At 62.1% G+C, this 23,902-nt stretch carries 13 protein-coding genes; 3 read left to right on the forward strand and 10 right to left on the reverse strand.

Annotation, left to right across the window (positions count from 1 at the left end):
- Positions 1-103 precede the first annotated feature (103 nt).
- From ACTM86_RS00625 to ACTM86_RS00645, 5 genes are all read right to left on the reverse strand, one after another.
- Entirely contained in the window at positions 104-3,577 is a 3,474-nt protein-coding gene (locus ACTM86_RS00625) for a DEAD/DEAH box helicase (RefSeq protein WP_441014909.1), read from the reverse strand.
- 162 nt (positions 3,578-3,739) lie between these two features.
- A complete protein-coding gene (gene dnaE, locus ACTM86_RS00630; RefSeq protein ID WP_441014911.1) occupies positions 3,740-7,543 on the reverse strand; it encodes a DNA polymerase III subunit alpha in 3,804 nt (1,267 codons plus the stop codon).
- Between the two features lie 262 nt (positions 7,544-7,805).
- Complete coding sequence (locus ACTM86_RS00635; RefSeq protein ID WP_441014913.1) at positions 7,806-11,432, reverse strand: UvrD-helicase domain-containing protein; 3,627 nt, start codon at positions 11,430-11,432, stop codon at positions 7,806-7,808.
- A 3-nt stretch (positions 11,433-11,435) separates the two neighbouring features.
- Complete coding sequence (locus tag ACTM86_RS00640; RefSeq protein ID WP_441014915.1) at positions 11,436-14,534, reverse strand: PD-(D/E)XK nuclease family protein; 3,099 nt, start codon at positions 14,532-14,534, stop codon at positions 11,436-11,438.
- A gap of 240 nt (positions 14,535-14,774) precedes the next feature.
- Positions 14,775-15,074, reverse strand: coding sequence for a YerC/YecD family TrpR-related protein (locus ACTM86_RS00645; RefSeq protein ID WP_154515917.1), 300 nt, complete (start codon positions 15,072-15,074; stop codon positions 14,775-14,777).
- A gap of 326 nt (positions 15,075-15,400) precedes the next feature.
- Here ACTM86_RS00645 and ACTM86_RS00650 point away from each other — a divergent pair, with 326 nt between their 5' ends.
- Complete coding sequence (locus ACTM86_RS00650) at positions 15,401-15,766, forward strand: phage holin family protein (protein WP_154515920.1); 366 nt, start codon at positions 15,401-15,403, stop codon at positions 15,764-15,766.
- A gap of 137 nt (positions 15,767-15,903) precedes the next feature.
- Here ACTM86_RS00650 and ACTM86_RS00655 read toward each other — a convergent pair whose 3' ends face one another.
- Complete coding sequence (locus ACTM86_RS00655; protein WP_154515923.1) at positions 15,904-16,332, reverse strand: RrF2 family transcriptional regulator; 429 nt, start codon at positions 16,330-16,332, stop codon at positions 15,904-15,906.
- A gap of 251 nt (positions 16,333-16,583) precedes the next feature.
- Between ACTM86_RS00655 and cysK the strand changes: the two genes are divergently transcribed.
- On the forward strand, positions 16,584-17,522 hold the full coding sequence (gene cysK / locus ACTM86_RS00660) for a cysteine synthase A (protein WP_154515926.1): 939 nt from the start codon (positions 16,584-16,586) through the stop codon (positions 17,520-17,522).
- A gap of 18 nt (positions 17,523-17,540) precedes the next feature.
- Complete coding sequence (gene mnmA, locus ACTM86_RS00665; RefSeq protein WP_441014917.1) at positions 17,541-18,806, forward strand: tRNA 2-thiouridine(34) synthase MnmA; 1,266 nt, start codon at positions 17,541-17,543, stop codon at positions 18,804-18,806.
- A gap of 8 nt (positions 18,807-18,814) precedes the next feature.
- On the opposite strand, the gene ACTM86_RS00670 is transcribed toward mnmA, so the two are convergent.
- The 4 genes from ACTM86_RS00670 to ACTM86_RS00685 form a co-directional block, all read right to left on the reverse strand.
- Positions 18,815-20,188: a hypothetical protein gene (locus tag ACTM86_RS00670; protein ID WP_427795723.1), complete on the reverse strand. Its 1,374-nt coding sequence runs from the start codon at positions 20,186-20,188 to the stop codon at positions 18,815-18,817.
- A 138-nt stretch (positions 20,189-20,326) separates the two neighbouring features.
- The gene (locus ACTM86_RS00675; protein WP_117635086.1) at positions 20,327-21,346 is read right to left on the reverse strand and encodes a M42 family metallopeptidase; all 1,020 of its coding nucleotides are present in this window, start codon (positions 21,344-21,346) and stop codon (positions 20,327-20,329) included.
- 265 nt (positions 21,347-21,611) lie between these two features.
- Positions 21,612-22,778: a lactaldehyde reductase gene (gene fucO / locus ACTM86_RS00680; RefSeq protein WP_154515935.1), complete on the reverse strand. Its 1,167-nt coding sequence runs from the start codon at positions 22,776-22,778 to the stop codon at positions 21,612-21,614.
- 228 nt (positions 22,779-23,006) lie between these two features.
- The gene (locus tag ACTM86_RS00685; RefSeq protein ID WP_154515938.1) at positions 23,007-23,723 is read right to left on the reverse strand and encodes a YoaK family protein; all 717 of its coding nucleotides are present in this window, start codon (positions 23,721-23,723) and stop codon (positions 23,007-23,009) included.
- Positions 23,724-23,902 lie beyond the last annotated feature (179 nt).

A 23,902-nucleotide genomic window follows, 5' to 3' on the forward strand; every position in this document is an offset into this window, starting at 1 on the left:
CCATCCATGGCATTACAAATGAACACATAACGGGTGAGGCAAGCGGTCGGGCCAGGACGAACCGGCGACCTGGCCCAGCCCGGCAGCCCCATCCCGCGCGCAGCTAGCGACCGTCGCCGCCGAGCAGCGCCAGAACGTCCTCGCGCGTGAACAGCGCCGACGAAATGCCGTCACCGCCGAGCACGCTGTTGACCAGATCACGCTTGGACTCCTGCATCTGCATGATGCGTTCCTCGATCGTGTCCTTGGCGATGAGCTTGTACACGGTCACGGTGTGCTGCTGGCCAATGCGGTGGGCGCGGTCGGTCGCCTGGTCCTGCGCCGCCACGTTCCACCACGGGTCGTAGTGGATGACCACGTCGGCAGCCGTCAAATTAAGGCCCACGCCGCCCGCCTTGAGCGAAATCAAGAACACCGGCACCTCGCCCGCTTGGAACTGCGCAACCATCTTGGCACGGCTCTCTTTAGACGATGCGCCCGTAAGCTTAAGGAAGGCGATATCCTCCTTGACCAGGCGCTTGCCGATGATATCGAGCATGCCCGTAAACTGGCTGAACAGCAAGATGCGATGACCGCCGTCGAGCGCGCCGTGGACGAGCTCCATACACGTATCGAGCTTGGCGCTTCCCGCCTTGTAGTCCGCGTAATGCAGATGAGGATCACAGCAGATCTGGCGCAGCTTGGTGAGCTCGGCAAGTACCTTGAGCTTATCTTTTTTGAACTCCCCGGCCTCGCGGTGCTGCACTTGCTGGGCAATGCGGTCCTGGTTGGCCAGGTAGAGCTTGCGCTGCTCGCCGGTGAGCTGCGCCATCACCGTATCCTCGATCTTCTCGGGCAGGTCGGCCACCACGTCTTCCTTGACGCGGCGCAGCACAAACGGCGACACGAACGCCTGCAGGCGAGCGGCGCTGTCACCCTCGGCGTGCTCGACCGGGCTTTCGAAGCGCTTGGCAAACGACTCGCGCGTGCCGAGCAGGCCCGGCATCAAAAAGTCGAAGATGCTCCAGAGCTCGGACAGGCGGTTTTCGATGGGCGTGCCCGTCAAGGCAAAGCGCACGCCGGCAGGCAGACGCTTTGCGGCGCGAGCCACCTGCGTGAGCGGGTTTTTAATGTACTGGGCTTCGTCCAGCACCACGCGGGCAAAGTCCTGCTCGACGTACTCGTCGATATCGCGACGCATGAGGTCATACGACGTCACGACCACGTTATGCTCGGCGGCACCGGCAATTTGCAAGCGACGCTGGGCCTTAGCGCCCACAATGGCGCACACATCAATCGAGGGGGCAAAGCGCTCCAGCTCGGCGGTCCAGTTGTACACAAGCGACGCAGGGCACACCACAAGCGTGGGCTTAGCGTCCCCCGCCTCCACGCGCGCCAGGATATGCGCGATCATCTGGAGCGTTTTGCCCAGGCCCATGTCGTCGGCCAAGATGCCGCCAAGGCCCAGGTGTTCGAGCGAACCGAGCCACTGGTAGCCATCGACCTGGTAGCCACGCAGTGTGGCCTTGAGCGAAGCCGGCACCGTAAAGTCCATCTTGCCGAGCGTGTCCAGGCGCTCGACGGTGCGACGGAATGCAGCGTCGCGATCGGCTTCGAGCGCGGGCGTGCGCGCAAGCATGCTGTCGACGAACAGGGTACTCGACGCGGGAAGTGACACGCCGTCGAGCAGGTCGACAGCATCGACCCCCAGATCCTCGGCAAGGCCAAACGCGGCGCGCGCTCCCTCGTCCAGGCGAATGATGTCGCCCGACGTGAGACGAGCAAACGTCTGGTGACGCTTGTAGGAATCGAGGTAGATGGCAAGGTCTGCCGCCGAAAGGCCGCTCGCGCCCAGTTCGACGTCGAGCAGGTTACTCTTGACGGTGGCGCGCACCGAAAGCTTGGGCGCAGGGCGGACCGAGATCTGGCGCAGACGGTCGCTGAGCATGACCTCGCCCAGCTCGGACAGGGCAGACAGGCCCTCAGTCAGCAAGTGGAACAGGCTCTCGTCATCGCGTTCCTCAAACGCCAGGCCACCCTCGTAAAAGTCGAAATACAGAGCCGCCGTATCCATAACGCGAAACTCTGCCACCTCGTCGCGCGGCGGCACGCCCGGGCGCTGCTCTTCGAAGGGGCTGCCCGGAGCGCCCATGCTAAAGAGATCTGCCGACCAGTCGCCGTAGGTAACCGTAATTTTGCAGGTCACGAGCCCATCGTCGACGCCGATCGCCATGGCAAAGCTTGGCTCGGGCGCCACGGTATCGAGCACAGCGGGCGCGGTAAGGTCGGTGTAGTCGCGCAAGATAGGCAGCGCCATGCGGCAAAACTCACCCACCTGGTCGGCGGCGATATGGACCGGTGTGCGGCAGGGCAACAAGTGCGATAGGAACGGCGCGGCATGTTGGGCAAACGCCGTGTCGGTACGGCGCGCGCGGCGCGTATCGACCAGATAGGCGACGTCGCCCGAGGCAAAGCAGTACGTATCGGCCGGAAGGCGCAAGTCGTAGCTGCCCCCGGCTGCCGGCACAATCTTGGCAGCAATCAGCGGCGGGCGCTTAGCCGGGACTTCGTTCTCCCCTTCCGGCAACGGCTCGACTGTCACCTCGTAGGCGCGGTGCGTCGTCGTCCCCCGCGACCAAGCAGGTTCAAAGGACATGGTCCTGCCACGCAGCAGGTCCAACACGGACACGATGGAATACTCGGATACCGGCAGCTGACGCTCGGCGACAAAACCGCTGCGCGCAAAGTCGTATGATGCCGAGCGCGAGCTCGTAATATCGCCTAGGTAGGCGACCGTCATTGCAACAAAGTCGAGCAGCTTTGCCGACACATCATCGAAAGCCTCGGGCGCATGAAGGAACGTAAGCTTCTTGCCATAGGAGAACGTACCGCCGCGCGCATAGGCATCGGCCATGCCGTCGATATCCTTAACCACGTAGGACACCGAGCCGCAGCGGATGCGAAACTCAAGCGCCCAGCTAAAGCGATCGGCAAACAGCGGATTGTAGTACGGCACCAGCGAGGGCTCCAGCACCGCTTTGGGCGCATCGGGGTCAATGGCGCCGGCGAGCTTGCGGCGCATGGCCACGAGTTTATCCATGCGCGCGTCCGAAAGATCGGAAAGCGCTGCCACAAGGCTCGGGCTCGTGGGCACGGGCGCCGGGAAGGGAAAGTTGGGGTTGACCGCAGATGCGCTGGGCGCGGGGCGTGTGGGCTGCTTGGACTGTGCGGGCGACACCGTAAACGTGCGGACCGGCGTGCGCAAACCCTCGACGGGCTCGGCGCCGCTGGCATCCAGATACGCCAACGCCGTGGCGATGGCGTGCTTGCACATGCCGGAATAGCGGAAGGCGGCGGGGCAATCGCAGTCGTAGTCGACAACCTCGTGCTCGTCCATATCGAGCGCCACGTGCGTCTTATACAGGTCGCCGCGCGAACCACGCACCGTACCCTCGATATTCACGTTTTTGGAGAAGCGCGAGCCGGAGTCCTCAAACGACAGCACGGCGCCGTTGAGCATGAGCGAACGCCCCTTCATAAAGGTACTGCTGAGCGCCGCCTCCTTACGAAACGCCTGCACAAACGTCCCCTGCGCCATCGCTTCCTCCAATCTCACCCGGGGTAGCTAATTTGGGACGGGGCTATTTTAGCTACCCCCATATGTCGGTTGAGATGTGTTCCGACCCCGACTCATTCGCCGTCAGCCAAAGGGTAGCTAAAAAAGCCCCGTCCCAAATTAGCTACCCCGCCAACGGCGTCCTTAGATCACCGTCACTCTGCCTTGGTTACCCACGATGGCCTTGGCCTCGGCCAACAGCGGAATCGAGCGTGCGTTGACCTTAGCAGGTACCTCGGCACGCAGCACGCGCCCGTCCGCCTGCTCGATAAAGATCTCTACGCGGTCGCCGCCCGGGTTGGCGGTGAGCACCGTGGCAAGACGCGCCATATTGCTCTGGCTAAAGCGGCTGTTGGGCACCATGACCTCAAACACCTTGGGCTTGTTGTTCTCCTCGTTGAGCTCAAGCGGCACGATCTCCTGCGCGATGATCTGGTCGCCGCGGTCCGAGCGCTCCAGCTTGCCCTTAATGCGCACAAACGCATCGGACAGCTGCGCGCCGGTCTCGGGATCGACCTCACCGTACAGATACCCCTCGGCCTCCTTGAAGGTCTTGGGGAACACCACGACCGTGGCCTCGCCTTCCATGTCCTCGAGCTGCACGATGCCCATGGGGTCGCCGTTTTTGGTCACGCGCTTGGACACGCTCGAGACCATACCGGCCCACCACAGCGCCTTGCCCTCGGGAATTTCCTGGTTGATGGTGCCGCCCGTGGGGTTTTGCACCTCGTAGCCGGTGTCGATCTGCGAGAACGAGAAGTCGCGCGCTTTGCTGAGCGCATACTCAAACGGGCGCAGCGGGTGGTCCGAGACATAGATGCCCAGAACCTCCTTCTCCTGGCTCAGCTTAAGGTGGCGGTCCCATTCCTGGCCATCCGGATCGGGTACGCTCACCTCAAAGCCCGAGCCCTCAACGTCGCCAAACATGTCGAAGAACGACGTCTGGCCGCTCGCGCGATCCTTCTGGCGCTTTGCCGCGGCATCGATGATGTTCTCGGGGTTGTTCTTGTCCACAAAGTGCATCATCTGACGACGCGGATACCCCGTGGAGTCGAAGGCACCTGCCTTGATGAGCGATTCGATCACGCGACGGTTGGCCTGGCTCGAGTCCACGCGCTCGACAAAGTCATGCAGCGTCTTAAACGGACCGCCCGCCTCGCGCTCGGCGATAATCGCCTGCGCCACGCCGGTGCCCACGCCGCGGATGCCGGCCAGACCAAAGCGCACACCTTCCTTGGTAGCCGTGAACTCGGTACCGGACTCGTTGACATCTGGCGAAAGCACGGGGATGCCGTCGTGACGGCATGCCGAGACGTAGTGCACGATCTTGTCGGTCTTGCCCGTATAGGACGTCAGGACGGCCGCCATGTACTCGTGCGGATAGTGCGCCTTGAGCCACGCCGTCTGCATAACCAAGATGGCGTAGCCGGCGGAGTGCGACTTGTTGAAGGCGTAGGACGCGAACTCGAGAACATCGTCCCAAATCTTCTGGGCGACCTCGCGCGTGTAGTTGTTCTTGATGGCGCCGTTCATCCAGTGGTCGTAGGTGGTCTCGTCCGAGCCATCCTCCCAGTGGAGTACCGTCGACGTGAGCAGCTTGATCTTCTTCTTAGCCACGGGCTTACGGATACGCGAGTCCGATTCGCCCTTGGAGAAGCCGCACATCTCGACGGAGATGAGCATAACCTGCTCCTGGTAGACCATGGTGCCGTAGGTTTCGCCCAAGATGTCGTCCAGACGGTCGTCGTAGGAGACGGCCGGCTCCTTGCCGTTCATACGGTTGATGTAGGACGAAACCATGCCGGCGCCCAGCGGGCCCGGGCGGTATAGGGCGATCAATGCCACGACGTGCTTGTACTCGGTGGGCTTCATGTTCTTGATCGTGGCCGTCATGCCGGCGGACTCGACCTGGAAGACGCCGGCGGTGTGGCCGGAGCCCATGAGCTTAAAGATCTCGGGATCGTCAAAGGGAATCTCTTCCTCTTTGATGTCGATGCCGAAGTTCTTTTTGATGTTTGCCTTGGCCTTGGAGATAACCGTCAGCGTACGCAGGCCCAAGAAGTCCATCTTGAGCAGGCCCATGTCGGCAACGGTATGGCCCTCGTACTGGGTAATCTCAACGCCGCCCTTGGTGTCGAGCTTGGTGGGCACGTGCTCGTTGACGGGGTCGCGGCAGATCAGAACGGCGCACGCATGCACGCCCTCGCCACGGGTGAGGCCCTCGATCGAGAGCGCCGTGTCGATGATGCGGCGGGCGTCGTCGTCCTTTTTATAGGCCTCGGCAAAGTCGGGGTTAAACAGATCCTCTTTGCCGGGTTGTTTTTCGAGCACCTGCTTGAGCTTGACCTTGGGGTCGCTCGAGACCATCTTGGACAGGCGCTGGCCCATGTAGACCGGGTAGTCCAGGACGCGCGCGGCGTCGTTGATGGCCTGCTTGGCCTTAATGGTCGAGTAGGTGATGACGTGGGTGACCTTCTCGGGACCGTAGAGCTGGCGAACGTGCTCCACGACCTCGAGACGCCGCTCATCGTCGAAGTCCATATCGATATCGGGCATCTCGGTACGCTGCGGGGACAGGAACCTCTCGAACATCAGACCGTTCTCGAGCGGGTCGAACGCGGTGATGTTCATGGCGTAGGCGACGATAGCGCCGGCGGCCGAGCCACGGCCGGGGCCGACGCCGATGCCGTTGTCCTTGGCCCATTGCACGTACTCGGCGACGATCAAAAAGTAGGCGGCAAAGCCCTTGTCGCAAATGACCTTGTATTCGTACTCAAAGCGCTCTTTGATGTTGACGCCACCGATCTCGCGCGTGGCCCAGTCGTCACCGTAGTGCTGGCGCAGGCCTTTCTCGCACTCGCGGCGGAACTGGCTCTCGTGCGTCTCGCCGGGATCGAGCAGCGGAAAGCGCGGCAGGATGATGGAGTCCCAGTCCAGCTCAACGTAGCACTTGTCGGCGATCTCGAGCGTGTTGTCGCAGGCCTCGGGGCAATACGGGAACATCGCCCGCATCTCCTCCTCGGTCTTCATGTAAAACTCCGAGCCGGTCATGCGCATGCGGTTGGGGTCGTCGACCTTGGCGTTCATGCCGATGCACATGATGACGTCCTGCACGGGCGCGTCCTCGCGGCGCAGGTAGTGGAAGTCGTTGGTGGCGATGACCTTGACGCCCACCTGTTTGGCGATATCAATGAGCGTGCGGTCCATCTGCTCGTCGGTCAGGCCGTTATCGGTGGTGATGCCGTGTTCCTGGATCTCGATGTAGAAGTCGCCGGGGTCAAAGGTATCGCGGAAGGTCTCGGCCCACTTGATGGCGCCCTCCATGTCACCCCGGTCGATGTATTTGGGGATGATGCCCGCGATGCAGGCGCTGGTGCAGATCATGCCCTTGGCGTGGCGGCGCAGGTTGTCGAGCGTCACGCGCGGCTTGTAGTAAAAGCCCTGCACGGCGGCCTCGGAGACCGTTTGCATCAGGTTGACGTAGCCCTCCTGGTCCTTGGCCAGAAGGATCATGTGGTAGAGCTCGGGTTTGTGGTCGCGGGCGAGCGTCTCGTCCGGCGTAAAGTAGACCTCGCAGCCAAAGATGGGCTTGATGACCAGAGGCGGCTTGAGCTCGTCGATATTGCCCTTCTCGTCCCACATGGCCATGTCCTTCACATACTGGGCATGCTCGCGCGGGTTTGCCTCGGGATCGGGCTCCACCAGCTCGTCGCGGCGGTCCTTTTCCAAGAAGGCCTTGTCGTGGCTCCACGTTTTGTACTCGGGCGTATTGTGGTTGACGGCGTCGCAGGCCAGCGCCAGATCGGGCACGCCATACATGTAGCCGTGGTCGGTAATGGCCACGGCGGGCATGCCCAGCTCTACGGCACGGTTGACCATATCCTGGATACGGGTTGCGCCGTCGAGCATGGAGAAAACAGTGTGGTTGTGCAGATGGACGAATGCCATGTGATGAGCTCCGATGCGGGTTCGTGTTCTGACTGAACGATTTTACCCCACGGCACGGACAGCGCCCGAACCTAGCCAAACCCACACGGGTAGCTAATTTGGGACGGGGCTTTTTTAGCTACCCTTTGACTGACGGCGAACGAGTCGGGGTCGGAATACATCTCAACCGATGTATGGGGGTAGCTAAAAGAGCCCCGTCCCAAATTAGCTACCCCTGAGCTGCAGTGGAGTCGAAAAGGATTCCACCGCACGTTATTGAGGGCTAGAAGTTGTAGGTGACCACCTGGGGCTCGGCGAGCTCGACTAAGACAGCTGGGGCCGTCTGCTCCACGCGGACGAACTTGACGGTCACCGTCTTAAAGCCCGCCTTATGCAGAACATCCGAATAGACGCGCGCCTGCAGGGCGTGCTTCTCGAGCAGCTGGTCGGGTGTCTCATCCGGCGTGCCACCCGTCTTGTAATCGATAACCAGTGCGCGTGACGGATCGGCCGGGTCGGTCGCCAGCGCATCGATGGCGCCCTCGGCATATGCACCGTAGCGGGCAATGTCCTTGTCCTCGCAGCCCAGCGAGAAGAACGGCACTTCGGCACGGACGCACGGCCAGGCAAGAAGCTCGGCACGGACCGACGACCTGAGCCAGCGATTCAGGGCAACGTCAAAACGCTCGCGCTGCTCCGGCGTCAGGCACCACAGGCGCGTCAGCGCATCGGCACGCTCAGCGGGCAGCGCATCGGCACCCATCTCGATGAGCCACTGGCAGGCGGCATGGAACGCCGAGCCCAGCGCCATGGGGTTGCCGGCGGGCTCGACAGCAGCCACGTCTGCATCGGCTATCTCCGAGCCATCCGACTCGGCATCGTCGCCCGCCTCATCCATGGGAACACGCGCCTCGGCGGCACGGTCTTCCGTCTCGGCATGGAGCGCCGCGGCGATCGACGAATAGCTGTACGAATCACGCGCCGGGAACGGACACGTGCCCATGCGCACGCCCGCCGCCTGGGGATATACGAGTTCAAACGAATCGGGCATGGGGTCGGCAGGACCGGGCACGGTTGAGTGCGCAGCATTATCGGCGACATCGGTATCGCCACGAACGAGCCTGCCCTCGGCATCCAGCGAAGCGTTGGCCTCAAACGCCTGCTCGCCAAAGGTAAAGTCCGAAAGCGAAATGAGCTCGTAGTCGCCCGGCTGGGAGTTGTCGAATACCAGGCGGTCGGCATCGAGCTGCGGCATGTCCAGAGCGTCGGTCGGCAAAATGCGGCGCAGCACGTCGTAGGTCAGATCGGTCTCGACATCGAAGGTCGGCACCGTCACCTTGCCACGGCTCACGCCGGCATCCATCGCCAAGATCACCAGCTCGCGCGCACGGGTCATGGCAACGTAGAGCAAACGGGCCCGCTCCTCGAGCGAAAGCTGCAGGTCGTCGTTGCGCAGGCGGGCAAATGCCTCGGCGGGAGAACCCGTCGCACAGACGTCCTCCATGAGCTCCGGCGGTAGCCACAGCGACGTGCCCTTGCCCTTAAACGCATGCTCAAACTGCTTTTTGACGTCATCGCCCTTTACGAACGTACCGTCCGAGAGTTTAACGCCGTCGAAGCGTGCCGGCAGCGCCACGACCTGCGCTCCGCCCTCGACGCGACCCATCTGTGCCGAACCCGAGGACTTACGCACGCCAAAGCACTCGGCGACCGCCACGACCGGATATTCCAGACCCTTGGAGGCATGAACCGTCATGATGCGCACCGCGCCGTCGCCCTCCTCGTTGAGGGCGCCCGGGGCCTCCTTGCCCGCCAGGAAGCGATCGAAGGCAAGCGCAATGGAGCGCGGCGAGTTACCGAACTCGGCCTCCGCCTCGGCCACGGCATCGAGCGCCTTGAGCACGTTGGCGGCGATGGCCTTGCCCTCGGGTCCGCGCTGCGCCAGGCGCACGAACCAGCCGGAAGCATTGACCGCGTCGCGCGCGATGGCGGCGAACGAATCACGCCCCACGCGACGCAGTGCGTAGCGCAGCACCTCGCGGGCACGCGTCACGAGCGGCAAGCCCTGCAAGCCCGGCACATCGGAATCGCTCATGATGCCCGCATCGATGTTGCGGCGCGACGTCTCGCCCGTCTGATCGTCGAGTTTGGTCGCCAGCGCCAGGAACTCCTGGGCGCCGAGTGCAAACATCGGCGAGGCCAGCAGTGGCATAAGACCCTGCGCCGTATCGGCCGGATTGGCGAGGGCACAAACCAGGGCGCGCACCGTCTGCACCTCGGCAGCTTGGGCAAAGACCGAGCCGCCCGCGATGACGCAGTCGAGCCCCTGGTCACGGAAGGCCTGTGCGTAGACGTCTGCGTTGGTCATGCGGCCCAGCAGCAGCACCATGCCGCCCTGGGGCTGGCCGGCATCGGCAAGCGCGCGGAATCGCTCCGCGATCGCGCGGGCCTTGGCCTGTGTGCGCTCCTGCGTACTGCCGCCGGCAACAAAGAGGGCCTGGCGGCGCGAGGCATCCGCCACCAGCGTGTCCTTGCGGCCGTCGCTCGCCTCAAGATCCAAAAAGCCCTGCATCAGGCCGCCGTCATCGCCGTCGAAGACGCGGGCCACATAGCGCAGCACCTCGTCGTGGCTGCGGAAGTTGCGCACGAGCTTGACGAGCTCGCCGGCGGGGGCATCGGACGTGGCAACCGTCTCCGACGCCGCCGTCGATTCCACCTTGCGCTCCTGGCGACGGAACACCTCGACCTCGGCGCCGCGGAAGCGATAGATCGACTGCTGCGCATCGCCCACGGTGCACAGCGCGCGCTCCCCCGCACCCGTCAGGTAACGGATCAGGTCGACCTGCATCTGGTCGGTATCCTGAAACTCGTCGATCATGACCATCTTAAAGCGGCCCTCGTACGCAGCACGAATGGCAGGGTAATCGCGCAGGGCCTCGTAGGCCATGCGCAGCAGGTCGTTATTATCGAGGGCGGACTGGGCAGCCTTCAGTGCGCGATACTCGGCCTCTACAGAGCGGGCCAAGCCCACCAGCGCATCGAGCGCGGGGCCACCGCAGGCAAGCACGATATTGATAAATGCATCGGCGGCCTCGGCCTTGAGCAGCTCGACCTGCTCCTTGGGGAACGCCTTGCTCGCGCGCGGCATGGTGCACGACATCATGAGTCGCGCCGCATCGACCATGGTCTTGCCGCTCGCCTCGAACGCGTCGATGGCGTCGAGCGCCGTCTGCGCCTTCTCGGTCGCGGCCTTGCTTGCGCCCAGCGCCGCGCGATAGGCATAGGCGAGCGCCGAGGTATCGGCCTGGCCACGCGCCACGCACACGTCGTCCATGCCGCCCGGCAGCTGGCTCGAGAGCTCCAGCATCTCGCGCACCAGACCCTTGATGGTCGTGCCGGCACCAAAGGGGCCGCCCTCGCCCGCCATGGGATACCAGGCGTAGAGGGCCTTGAGCGATGCCGCGAGCTCGGGGGCGGCATCGGGTGCCGTCGCGCGGGCCAGCACATGCTCAACAGCCTGGTCCATGAGCTCGTCGGTATCGGTGAGCACCGTGAACTCGGGGTCGATGCCCAACTCAAGCGCGTGTGCGCGCAGGATACGCGAGCACATGCCGTGAATGGTCGAGATCCACGCGTCGTCGACGGTCAGCGCTTCCTCGTCCATGCCCTCGTCGATAAGCGCACGGCGCACGCGATCGCGAATCTCGGCCGCGGCATCCTTGGTAAAGGTAATGGCGAGCACCTGGTCCAGATGCTCGACGAACGGACCGGATTCGGGCGAGAGCGCGTAGACGATGCGGCGCGTGAGGGTAAAGGTCTTGCCCGAACCGGCGCCCGCCGAGACAAACAGCGGACGGTCGAGCGTCTTGACGATCTGCAGCTGTTGCGGCATCAAGGTCGAAAGATCCATGGTCTACACGTCCCTCCTTACAAACGTTCCTTCGTGGTTATACGAGCAGCGGGCATGCGCGGCCTGCGTCGACGCCGGGTCGACAGCAGTGACGTTGCCCGCCTCGAGTTCGCGCAAGCGCTCGGCGATGCCGGCCTCCACGCGATCGAGCAGGGCGTCGAAGTCCATGCTGCCACCCTCGCCGGGGAAACCTTTCTTAAGGCCCGGGATGCGACCGTCGCCACGCTCTTCCTCGAGCAGCTCGGCGCTCGCGGCACCGCGCAACGCCGGCTTGCCGCCCTTGGTCGAAAAATAGAGCGCCGCACGGGTATCCAAATCCAGCGCCCGGCGCATGGCCTGGGCGTAGATGAGCGTTTGGGTATGTGGCGGCAACCAGCGCGGATCGTCGATGGGCGCCGTGCCCGATTCCTCGTCGCGCACCGTGGGGTCGGCGAGCTTAAACTCCTCAACGCCCGTGCGATGCTTGTAGTCAATCACCACAGCGCGATTCTCGGCATCCACATCCACACGGTCGATGCGCCCGCCGAGCGGCCAGCCGGCATACTCGACCTGGAGCTCGTTGAACGCAAACTCCAGGTAGCGCGGAGCGAAGGGGGCAAGCGCCTCAGACTCGTAGGCAAGCACGCCCTCCAGCTGCGGCAAGATCTCGGCCACCTGACGCTCCTCCACCGGCGAGAGCGGCACCAGCGGGCCCTCGTTGCCACGCTTGCCGGCGTGCTCGGCCAAGGTCTCGGCAAAGACCTCGTGCAGCAGCTCCTGCGCACGCGGCAGGTTTTCGGGCGTCACACGCTCCATGCCCTCTTGGGGCAAACGGGCATGCAGATGTTCCAGCACGTCGTGGACAAAGTTGCCCTTCTCCATGTTGCCAAAACCCGCGTCGATAGACTGGGGCTTAACGCGATACGAGACGAACCAGCACAGCGGGCAGGTGGAATAGGCCTCGATCTGCGAGGCAGACGTCAGACGCGGTACAAGCGGCGCGTCCTCGCCCTCACCGTCCCGATGGCGCAAGACCAGATATGGCACGGCCGCCTCGCTCAAATGCTGAGGAGCCTCGCATGCCACGCGCTCGCGCTTGAGGCCCTTGCCGGCTGCAGGGTCAAAATCACCTACGATATCGCCCTCGCCCACGCATGTCACCTGAGCGGCACCGGTGGCCTCGGCATGCGCCCGCAACTCGGTCCACACGGCAGCCGGATAGCACTCGCGCGCCTGGCGATCGTGCGTCACGCGCGCAAGCGCAACCGGGCCACGTGCCGCCCGCATCGCGTGGCCAAAGCGCACGCGCAACAAGGCCGCAGGCTCAAGCGTCACGCCCTCGCGACCAAGGCTCGCAGCCAACGTGGCCAGCGGTCCTTCCTCGTGTGAGAGCGGATAGCTGTCCAGATCGACATCGGCAAACAGCACGGCATCGTAGCTGCCGGGGCGCAGAGCCGCCGCATCGGCAAGCGAGGCAAAGCGAACCTGGGCACGTGGCGCACCGTCAACCTCGTAGGTCTCGTAATCGTAGGCGGTGCTACGCTTGTCCACCTTGGTGCGAATGCCATCGAGCACGGGCACGGTCGCGGCCTGCGACACGTCGAGCGCGCGGGCGTCATTCATAAGGATGTCGATGGCGTGGCGCAGCAGGGCCGTCTCCGCTTGGCGACGAGCTTGGCCATCCAGGCTACCCAGCGAGCGATCGGGCAACGCCTCGGCAACGGCAAGCATGGCCTTGAGCGCCGTCACGGGCTTGTCGCGCCACAGTGCCTGGAACACGTCCGAGACCACACACGGTACGTTCTTAAACCAGTTTTCGTCGCTCGCCGCCTTGCGTGCGCCCCTCACCTGGCCTTGCACGCTCTGCAGCAGGCTCTTAACGCCCGCGGTAGTCTTGCTACGCGAGAGACGCATATTCTTATCGAAGATACGGGCATTGGCGGCATCAGCGCCCGAAAGCGGACTGTAGATCCAGTCGGTAAGCTCCGGCGCGGGCCACCACTCGGTCTTTGACGCCACACCCTCATCGGCCGCCTTCATGCGCTCGATCAAGCTGGCAAGCGCCGCAAACTGCCTGCCCGCAATGGATTGGGAAAACGCCGTGAATTCAGTTGTCTCGGCAGCGATATGACGAGCCGCCAGACGAGAGGCGAGCTCACCGAACAGCTGGGGTGCCCGGGCAGAAACAACGAGCACGCGTACGGGGTCGGCGGAGGGGTCGGCGGTATCGTCGGCCCCGAAACCCTGGCGCGCTTTTACCAGATCATCAATTGCGTCCGCATAAGCATGAGCACGGGCGTGGGGGCCCGCGACCTCAATAAAGGCAGGCTGAGCGGTAGCTCCACAAGCGGCATCAGACGCGACGGCGTCCTCCCCCAGCGGCGCGATCTCAAACAGCACACCGCTGGCATCAAATGCCGCGGCAAGTTCCTCGCGCATCGCCGCCTGCTCGCGAGCAAGCAGCACGACGACCTCTCCCCCACTGTTCGCCACAGCAGACAGCAGCTCGAGCAGACCGTGCGTAAACGACGTGACGCCGCGTACACAGACGGCACGGGCGCACACCGGCAGATTATCGGCCAGAGTGCTGGCCATAATGTCAGCCGCCTCGCAGGGCTCGACCATATCTCGACGGTCCAAACCGCCCGCGTAGGCACGCAAAAGCTCGAACACACGAGCCTCGGCATCGCTTTTTGGCTCAGGCCGGCAATTGTTGCCACGGCATCGCTCGGCAGCTGTCCCCGCCACACCTGGCAGCACATCGCGGGCCATGCGCGCAAGCATGCGCACCGTGCCCTGGCTGCGCGAAAGCGGCTGCAGGTCGACATCATCGAGACGCGTGACCATGTCCGAAAACAGCATCTGGCGCTGCAGGTTGTCGACGAAACCGCGCCCGTCGCCCAAAAGCTCCCAAAGCGAGCGAAGCCACGACGCGGGCGTCTTGTAATCGATGCCCAGCGAAACGCCGGCTTCCGCCGCATCATGACGGCACAGGTCGAGCTCGGCAAACGTTGGCGCCAGCAGCACGGCACGCCCGTGGCGGGCAATAAGGTCGGCAAGCAGCGCCGACTCGGCATCGCTCAAATCCGTGCCGGCATTAGTGGTATAGATTCGAACAGGCATGGTCCTCCACTCAAACTGTTCGCAATAATCAATGCATCCATCCTACCCGCCCAAGCGGACACATTGCCACCGCAGCTTCATCTTTTGGCGCTTTGGAGACAAGTCGCTTTGCACCGCATTGGTGCCAAGGGGGCAGACTCGTCCGTTGGTGCAAGCGAACCTGGCCCCTTTGCACCAATTATTCGGCATATAAAAACCGCCCCCGAAGGAGCGGTTTTTCACAATTCGTTTTGCCGCGGCCTATTCGCCATCCTCCAGCTTAATGAGGATCTTGCGGTAGCCACCGTACTCGCCGTTGAGCGCCTTGGATACACGGCTCACCGTGGTGGACGAAGCGCCGGTACGGACCTGAACCTCGACATAGGGCTCGCCCTCGTCCAGGTAGCGCGCGACCTGCAGACGCTGCGATAGATCGCAAATCTCGCGCGGTGTGCAGATATCGGTCAAAAACGCTTGGATATCTTTCTCGTCGTCCAAAAGACTAAATGCGTGGACTAGCTGCTTGACATCAGGCTTGTCAAACATGTTCTCGATATTCATCGATCACCGCCAAACCCGCCAAAAGGCATCGAAGTTGATACTGGCACCGGGCATCGTTCGCCCATTCTATGCAATAGGGCAACGCATGTGACTTTTGCCCGTAGCAGTTTAGCACACCACCAAACTAAAGTGACAAGACTCTCTGTCAGCGGCGCGTTTTTTAGGACGAACGCCGTTTTGAAACCGAATGCGCACGCAAGCTCCACGAATATCTGAGACAATGGGCGCCCAACGCAGAGGCGCACGCCAAGGCAACCATCCGATTCGCCGCGGCAAACGAGCTTACGCGCCACCAACACGTCACGCGCACCGGAAAGGAACCCACCATGCGCTTCTTGCTCAACTGGCTTTTGACCTCAATCGCTATCGCGATCGCCACGTTCCTCGTCCCCGGCATTCAGCCCTTCGGCATGGCCGACGCCTGGGTCTGCTTTGCCTTTGTGGGACTGTTCCTCAACGTCGTCGACTCGCTCGTCAAGCCGCTCCTGACGGTCATCTCGCTGCCGCTCACCATTATCACGCTGGGTATTTTTCAGCTTGTAGTCAACAGCTTTATGCTCGAGCTTGCCAGCTACCTATCGGTAAATCTGCTGGGCGCGGGCATCTCCATTGCCGGCTTTGGGTCGGCCTTTATGGGTAGCATTTTGGTGTCCATCACTCGAAGCATCTTCGACAGCATCGCCAGGAACTAAAGCAACCGGATACGGACCGCCACGACACGCCAAAACGAAGGCCGTCCATCGCAACGATGGACGGCCTTCGCCTTTGTCAAGCCTCAGAGGACAAAAGAATCTACCATTTCTACCCCGTCCCCAAATGGCTGGTGGGGCTAGATGACGTAGTCGTAGCCCCCGTTGGGGGCGACGAGCGCATCGAGCGTCACACCGTCGAGGTAGTCGTTGATGAGCTTGTCCAGGTTCTTCCACACGTCGAGCGTGGGGCACTCGTCAGATCGCGAGCAGCCCTTGCAGTCGCCATCCAGGCAGGCGACCGGCGCCAGGCTGCCCTCGGTCAGGCGCAAGATCTCTCCCACCGTGTACTGCTCGGGCGGGCGCGTGAGCACGTAGCCGCCGCCCTTGCCGCGCATGCCCGAAAGCATGTTGGCGCGCACGAGCGTAGCCAAGATGTTCTCGAGATATTTCTCGGAAATCCCCTGTCGCGCCGCGATCTCTTTGAGCGGGATGCGACCGGCCGCCTGGTGCTCGGCCAGGTCGACCATAACGCGCAGGGCGTACCTGCCCTTAGTAGAAACCAACATATATAGTGCTGCCTTTCGGTCTTTTAATCCGTTGAAATTCTAGCCGAAAAATTGGCTTTGAAAATACCCATTCCAGTCAAGGTGGTTAATCAGCTCGTAATAATCTCCTATTTCCTATTGCATTACTAGGCTTTAGTGTCTACTATGCTTGCCAACAGCTAAACAAACAACCTATAAGGTTTATGGGTTTAGCTACTAGGCCACCGTAAAACCACACGGTATCCAGTCATTTGAACACTTGGAGGTTCACCATGAGCAAGGTTTATACGTCCATCGATCAGCTTATCGGCCACACCCCGCTTTTGGAGCTCACTCACTTTGAGGCCGATGAGGACCTTAAGGCCCGCGTGCTCGTCAAATTGGAATACTTCAACCCCGCCGGGTCCGTCAAAGACCGCGTCGCCAAGAACATGATTGACGAGGCCGAGAAGGCCGGCAAGCTCGTGCGCGGCGGCGACTATACCATCATCGAGCCCACGAGCGGCAACACCGGCGTTGGCATCGCCTCGGTGGCGGCGGCTCGCGGCTACAAGGTGATCATCACCATGCCCGAAACCATGTCCGTCGAGCGCCGCAAGCTTATGCAGGCATACGGCGCACAGCTCGTGCTCACCGACGGCTCCAAGGGCATGAAGGGCGCCATCGCCAGGGCCGAGGAGCTGCAGAAGGAGACCCCCAACAGCATCATCGCCGGCCAGTTTGTGAACCCCGCCAACCCCGCCATCCATAAGGCCACGACCGGCCCAGAGATCTGGGACGACACCGACGGCAAGGTCGACATCTTCGTCGCCGGCGTTGGCACCGGCGGCACCGTGACCGGTGTGGGCGAGTTCCTCAAGGAGCAGAACCCCGAGATTCAGGTTGTCGCCGTCGAGCCCGCCACCTCCCCGGTACTCTCCAAGGGCCAGGCCGGTCCGCACAAGATCCAGGGCATCGGTGCCGGCTTTGTGCCCGACGTCCTCGACACCCAGGTCTATGACGAGATCATCCCCGTCGAGAACGACGACGCCTTTGCCACCGGCCGCGCCGTGGGCCACAAGGAGGGCGTGCTCGTGGGCATTTCGTCCGGTGCCGCCGTGTGGGCCGCGCTGCAGCTAGCCAAGCGCCCCGAGAACGAGGGCAAGACCATCGTGGCACTGCTCGCCGATACCGGTGAGCGCTACCTGTCCACGGCACTGTTCCAGGACTAGAGCCTTTTTTCCCATAGGTTGAGCTCAGGGACGAACCTGCCTCCTCTCTCTCCCGGCGGTCTGAGCCCATCCCGTCAGGGTGTCCCACGAGACGTCCGAACTTGCTACAATGTCTGCGGCGCGGAACCAGCCTCCCGCGCCGCTTTTCTTTTTTGGCCACATGCCACCAAGGAGAACCTCCCCATGCACAACAAGCGCGTGCTCGTCGCCATGAGCGGCGGCGTCGATTCCAGCGTGACTGCCTATCTGCTCAAGTGCCAAGGCTACGAATGCGTCGGTGCCACTATGCGCCTCACCTGCCCTGCGCCCGATCCCGTCACGGGCATGAGCAAGGTCGACCGCGACATCGCCGATGCAAAGGCCGTCGCCGATCGCCTGGGGATACCTCACCATGTGCTCGACCTGCAGCAGGCCTTCGACCGCAACGTTATCGAGCGCTTCGTGACCGCCTACCAGGAGGGGCTGACGCCCAACCCGTGCATCATCTGCAACCGCCATATTAAGTTTGGCGCGCTGCTCGACGCGGCGCTCGATATGGGCTGCGACTACATTGCCACGGGTCACTACGCCAAAACGAGCCAAGCGCCCGATGGCACCTGGCAGCTGCACCGCGGCGAAGACTCCAAGAAGGACCAGAGTTACTTTTTGTATTCGCTCACGCAAGAGCGCCTGGCACGCACAATCTTTCCGCTGGCAGGGTTGGACAAAGAGCGCGACGTGCGCCGCATTGCCGCCGAGCAGGGCTTCATCAACGCCAAGAAGGCCGAGAGCGAGGATATCTGTTTTATCGCGGACGGCGACTACGCGGGCTATATCGAGCGCCGCTGTGGGCATGCCGCCGAGCCGGGCGATATTGTATGGCGCGACGGCAGCGTGGTCGGACGCCACAACGGCGCACTGCGCTATACCGTCGGCCAGCGCAAGGGCTTGGGCGTCGCGATGGCGCGCCCCGTGTATGTAACGGGCGTCGATGCCGCCAACAACATTGTGCATCTGGGCGAGGCTGAGGACCTGACGGCGACAGCACTCACGGCCAACGACTGGATCTGGAGCGCCCCTGCCGACCGCATGGAGGCAGAGCTCACGTCCGGCGACATTCGCGTGGGCACCAAGTACCGCTACCGTCAAAAGGACCAGGCAGCGACCCTTACACGTGGCGCCGACGGACAGATGCTTCTGACCTTTGACGAGCCGCAGCGCGCCGTCGCCCCCGGACAGGCCGTCGTTATCTATCGCGGCGACGTCGTCCTGGGCGGCGGCACGGTAACTGCCGCCATCAGGTAGCTGCAGGATTATCGCCGCACGTGTCGAAGCACTTCAACAGCAGCATTCACCTCGATAACGCGACGCTCGAGGCCGCGGCAAATGGACTCGAGCCGGCCCTCCGCTGTGGCCCATTCGCTCTGCGAAAGAATCTCGATCGCCTCATCAACAAATCCGTTGAGCCGCGATGAATCGAACCAATCGAGTGAGTCCGCAAGCGCCAGCTGGACGGAAGGGTCGGGCCCAAACGGCTTAGCAGAAAACCCAAACTCCCCAGCTGCGAGCACGGCAGTTGGTACGTTGTACCACAGGCAGTTGCCGCTATCGAACAGCGGAGCAGGCCTTATCTCCAGGGTGTCGACATTGCGGATGATGCCGAAGTTTCGCCAATGGCGATCGCTGTTGGCCAAAAGGGCATCGCAGACAATCATCTGCGACATAGACCTTCTCACGGCAGCCTCGTCTGCTCCATGTTTACCAAGGAAGCGGCAGTACCGGTCGTATGTCGAGTTTCCCCGCTGGCTACCAAGTGCGCCCTTAACGTAAACAGCCGGAACGTATTCCTCGCGGCCGTCAAGAAAGTCGTCGCACAGACACACAGGGCCATCGAACATTCGCTCAACCGTATAAGGAACAAACTCGCCCTCCGACAGCAAGCGACGATGTAGAGCCGTTGCAACCGCCTCGTTAAAGGGACGCTGATCGTCCATGCCGCACCCCTTGACCAGAACGCGAACAGCGTTGCGAATCATCCACGATTTAGGGAGCTCGCCCTCGGACGTGTTATCCGGATTTTTAAGACCGATGCCCTCCAGCCAACCCGAACGTCCCTCGGGCGCCGATCGCTCAAAATCATTCTCGAAGTAATTGAGGTTTCGCCATTTGAGCCCGTCGCATTCTGCCGGCCGCAGCCAATAGCAATCCGAAAGCGAGAGGCCCAGGCACTGAACCGGGACCTCGATGCCACTGGCAATTCCCAGTTCGCGATAGCGCGAGACGAGTCCGGGGCGAACATCGGGCACCGACCGATGGCTCCACCACACGTTGAGCTCCCGTTTATTCACCGTAGGAGAAGAGCTCGAGCACGTGCCAAACGGCATTCGTTGTGCATCGAGGACCTCCGCGATTTCGAAGGGAAATTCGCGCGACGGATCAAATGAGACATGCGCGACCTCATGGTCGGCCGACATCAGCGTAAACTTGCGCCCCACATCGGCCGCAGGACGGCGTCCACGTTTGCGGACCTTTTGATAAGCGACCGCGGAATTGTACTCGACCATCTTCCGTCCGCCCACAATATCGCACGCGAGCGTTCCCGATGCGGCAAGTTGAGATATGCGGGCTTTCGTAACGCCCAGCAGGCGGGCAGCATCACCCATAGACAAGTACTCAGACGTATCCATACACCGCATCACCTCGTTAAGTAATTTACACGTTTAGTTAATAGATTAGATACATCATAATACTAAACGACCTAAAGCGAAAAAAAGCCCGAGAAATCGGGCTTTAGCGATTGGTCAGCCGAGTCGCAAGCTGCTCCCCTAGCGCTGAACGTAGGCGCGAACCAGCTCGTAGGTATTGCGCACGCCGTCGATGTGGCTGCGCTCGTAGTTGTGGCTCGCGTACACGCCAGGGCCGATCAGGCCGTGACGGATGTCGTAGCCGGCAGAAAGCGTGGCCTCGACGTCCGAGCCGTAATGCGGGTACACGTCGATGGCGTAATCGAGCTCCAGCTCGCGCGCGATATTGGACAGCGTGGTCACCAGATCGTAGTTGTAGGGGCCGCCCGAATCCTTGGCGCAAATCGACACCATGCGCTCGGTGCAGCCCAGATCGTCACCCACGCAACCCATGTCAACGCTGATCATCTCGCGCGTGTCGGCCGGCACGAAAGCGCCACCGTGGCCGACCTCCTCGTACACCGTAAAGAGCAGTGAAACCTTGCGCGAAAGCGTCACCTCGCCAGCGGCGACGGCACGCGCCAAGCCCAGCAAAATGGAGGCCGACAGCTTGTCGTCCAAGAAGCGGCTCTTAATGTAGCCGCTCTCCGTCACCGTGGTACGCGGGTCCATAGCGATGATGTCGCCCGTCTGAATGCCCAGCTCAAGCACGTCATCCTTGCTGTCGACATTCTCATCGAGCAGGATTTCCATGTTCTTCTCGATGGTCTTGACCGGCTCGTCGGCCACGTGCGCCGAAGGCTCGGTATTGAGGACCACACCCGTGTACACATTGCCATCGCGCGTGTAGACGGTGCAGTTCTCGCCATCGGCCGTAGACCACTGATGCCCGCCGAGCGTCGTGGGACGCAGGCGACCATTGTCCTTAATGGAGCGCACCATGGCGCCCAGGGTATCGACATGGCTCGCCAACACAAGCGGCTCGCCCTCGCCGCCAAGCTCAACCAGCACGTTGCCCTTATTGGAACGCTCGGGGCCAAAGCCCATATCGCGCAACGTTTCCATTAGATAATCAGTCGCCGCACGGGTATAGCCCGTAGGCGAAGCAATCGAAGTCAGCGCCTTCAACTGGTCAGTAATATAGGAGAGCGTAGAATCCATCTTGGACACCAAAGTCACCCTTTCATATCGAATTAAACCCACAGCAACGATACCACCGCGAGCCATCTTTTTACCTAGCGAGACAACCCATCGAGCTTCTCAGAGCGGTGCCCGCCACGATAACGAGCCGGCGGGCCCCCGCCCGTTAGCCCCAGAATCTTTCCGCAGGACAGAAGGAGGCCCCGCCGCACGTAGTGCGCAGCGGGGCCTCCGACATGTCCGAGGACGATTGTGGGGCTAACGGGCAGGGGCCCGCCGAACCATGTTAGGCAGCCGGGCAGATCTTCTTGAAGAGCTCGATGACGTCGTCGAGCGTCGCCTCACGCGGGTTGCCCGGGAAGCAAGCATCGGCCATGGCGTCCTTGGCCAGGACCTCGATCTCGTCAGCCTTCATGGCCTCGCAGACGTGCGGGATGTTCACGTCAGCGGAGAGCTGCTTAACGGCGGCGATAGCGGCGTCGGCAGCCTCATCGGTGCTCATGCCCGTGGTGTCAACGCCCATGGCGACGGCGACCTTGGCCAGGCGCTCGGCGCAAACCGGCTTGTTGAACTCCATGGCAATCGGCAGCAGCATGGCGCAAGCGACGCCGTGCGGGGTGTCGTAGTGAGCGGACAGGGTGTGAGCCATGGCGTGATCGATGCCCAGGCCAACGTTAGAGAAGCCCATGCCGGCGACATACTGACCAAGAGCCATGCCCTCGCGGCCGGAGCCGGGCTGGCCGGACTTGGCCTCGGCAACGGAGTCGCGCAGGTTCTCGCTGATCAGCTTGATGGCCTCAAAGTGGAACATATCGGAGAGCTCCCAAGCGCCCTTGGTGGTGTAGCCCTCGATGGCGTGGGTCAGAGCGTCCATGCCGGTGGAAGCGGTCAGGCCGGCGGGCATGGAAGCCATCATGTCGGGGTCGACGACGGCGACCTCGGGGGCGTCGTTGGTGTCGACGCACACGAACTTGCGGACCTTCTCGGGGTCGGTGATGACGTAGTTGATGGTCACCTCAGCAGCGGTACCGGCGGTCGTCGGCACGGCGATGGTGAACACGGCGTGGTTCTTAGTGGGAGCAACGCCCTCGAGGCTGCGGACATCGGCGAACTCGGGGTTGTTGATGATGATGCCGATGGCCTTGGCAGTGTCCATAGAGGAGCCGCCACCGACGGTCACGATAGCATCAGCCTCGGCGGCCTTGAAGGCCTCGACGCCGTCCTTGACGTTCTGGATAGTGGGATTGGGCTTGATCTCGGAGTAGAGGCTCCAAGCGATGCCGGCGGCATCGAGCTCGTCGGTCACCTTAGCGGTAACGCCAAACTTGACCAGATCGGGGTCGGAGCAGACGAAGATCTTCTTGTAGCCGCGACGCTGGAGCTCGCCGGGGATCTCCTTGATGGCGCCGGAACCATGATAAGAAATGGTGTTGAGAACGAAACGATTAGCCATTGATAGCCTCCCATCGTGTGCGGGGCACCCATTACGCCCCACGCTATGGCTCCCATCCTAACGCTTTTGAAGCGAAAAACGCATGAGAACGTCAGATTATTTAAAGCGTTTTAACAACTGGTATCGTCGCCGCCTGACCACTAAACAAAAAGGGGCGGCCGAGATGACCGTCCCCTCCCCATTATTGATCAGTGTGGCAAGGGGTCAGCCCCTTGCCACACCCTGCCGCTATTTTTGGCAGGCCTCTTTCCAATCTTCGCAGGCGCGCTTCCAGCGAAAACGCAGGTCGCGCTCGCGGTCGATAAACATGATGGCAAACGCCACGAACAGCAGCACGCTCGCCACCGCAATAGCGTGCAGCCCCATGCGCTCAATACACCAGTTTCCCAGCACAGCGCCAAACACAAAGGTAAAGATCACGCCAAAGTACAGCAGGCCGTTTTCCAAAAAGCCGCGCTTGTGGGTGATGATGTAGTCGTCCACGTTTTGCAGCGCATTGCGCAGGTTACCGATGCACATGGTCGTGGCAATGCCGTGACCGTGGATCTTGCGAAAGCTCTCGACCTGCATACCGCAGGCAAACGAGATGAGGCAGTTGGCGAGCAAGTTGTAGCCGCCACCGGGGATAAAGCTCACGCCCAGCAAGATGACGGCTTCAAAAAACACCGTCACCTGGCGCCAGTGAATCACGCTGCCAAACCGTTCGTGTACCAGGTCGGCAAGCATAATGCCCACGGCAAACGACACCACAGGGAAGAAATAGCGCCCCGCGAGCGCCCAATTGCCCTCCGAGATGCTCACGCCCACCAGCAAGATGTTGCCCGTCTGCGCGTTGGCGAAAACATGGTCGCGCCCAATGTACGAATAAACGTCCATAAAGCCACCGGCGAGCGCCAAGATGATGCCCAGCTCAATAGACTCCGATATCTGTTTGGCACGCTGCATCGTCGTGCGCCCTCCTTGTTGACGACCCTCTCGTGCGTTGGCGGAAACATAGCCGCCGTTCATACTGTAACCCATTGACAACATGGCGCGCCCGCGAGACGGACTCCCCAACGCGCAGATACACCGTCTGGAAACAAACGGCGGGCGCGGCATCGACACCCGACACCTCGTGTACTCCA

The sequence above is a fragment of the Collinsella sp. HCP3S3_E11 genome (assembly GCF_052067375.1).
GTDB lineage: Bacteria > Actinomycetota > Coriobacteriia > Coriobacteriales > Coriobacteriaceae > Collinsella.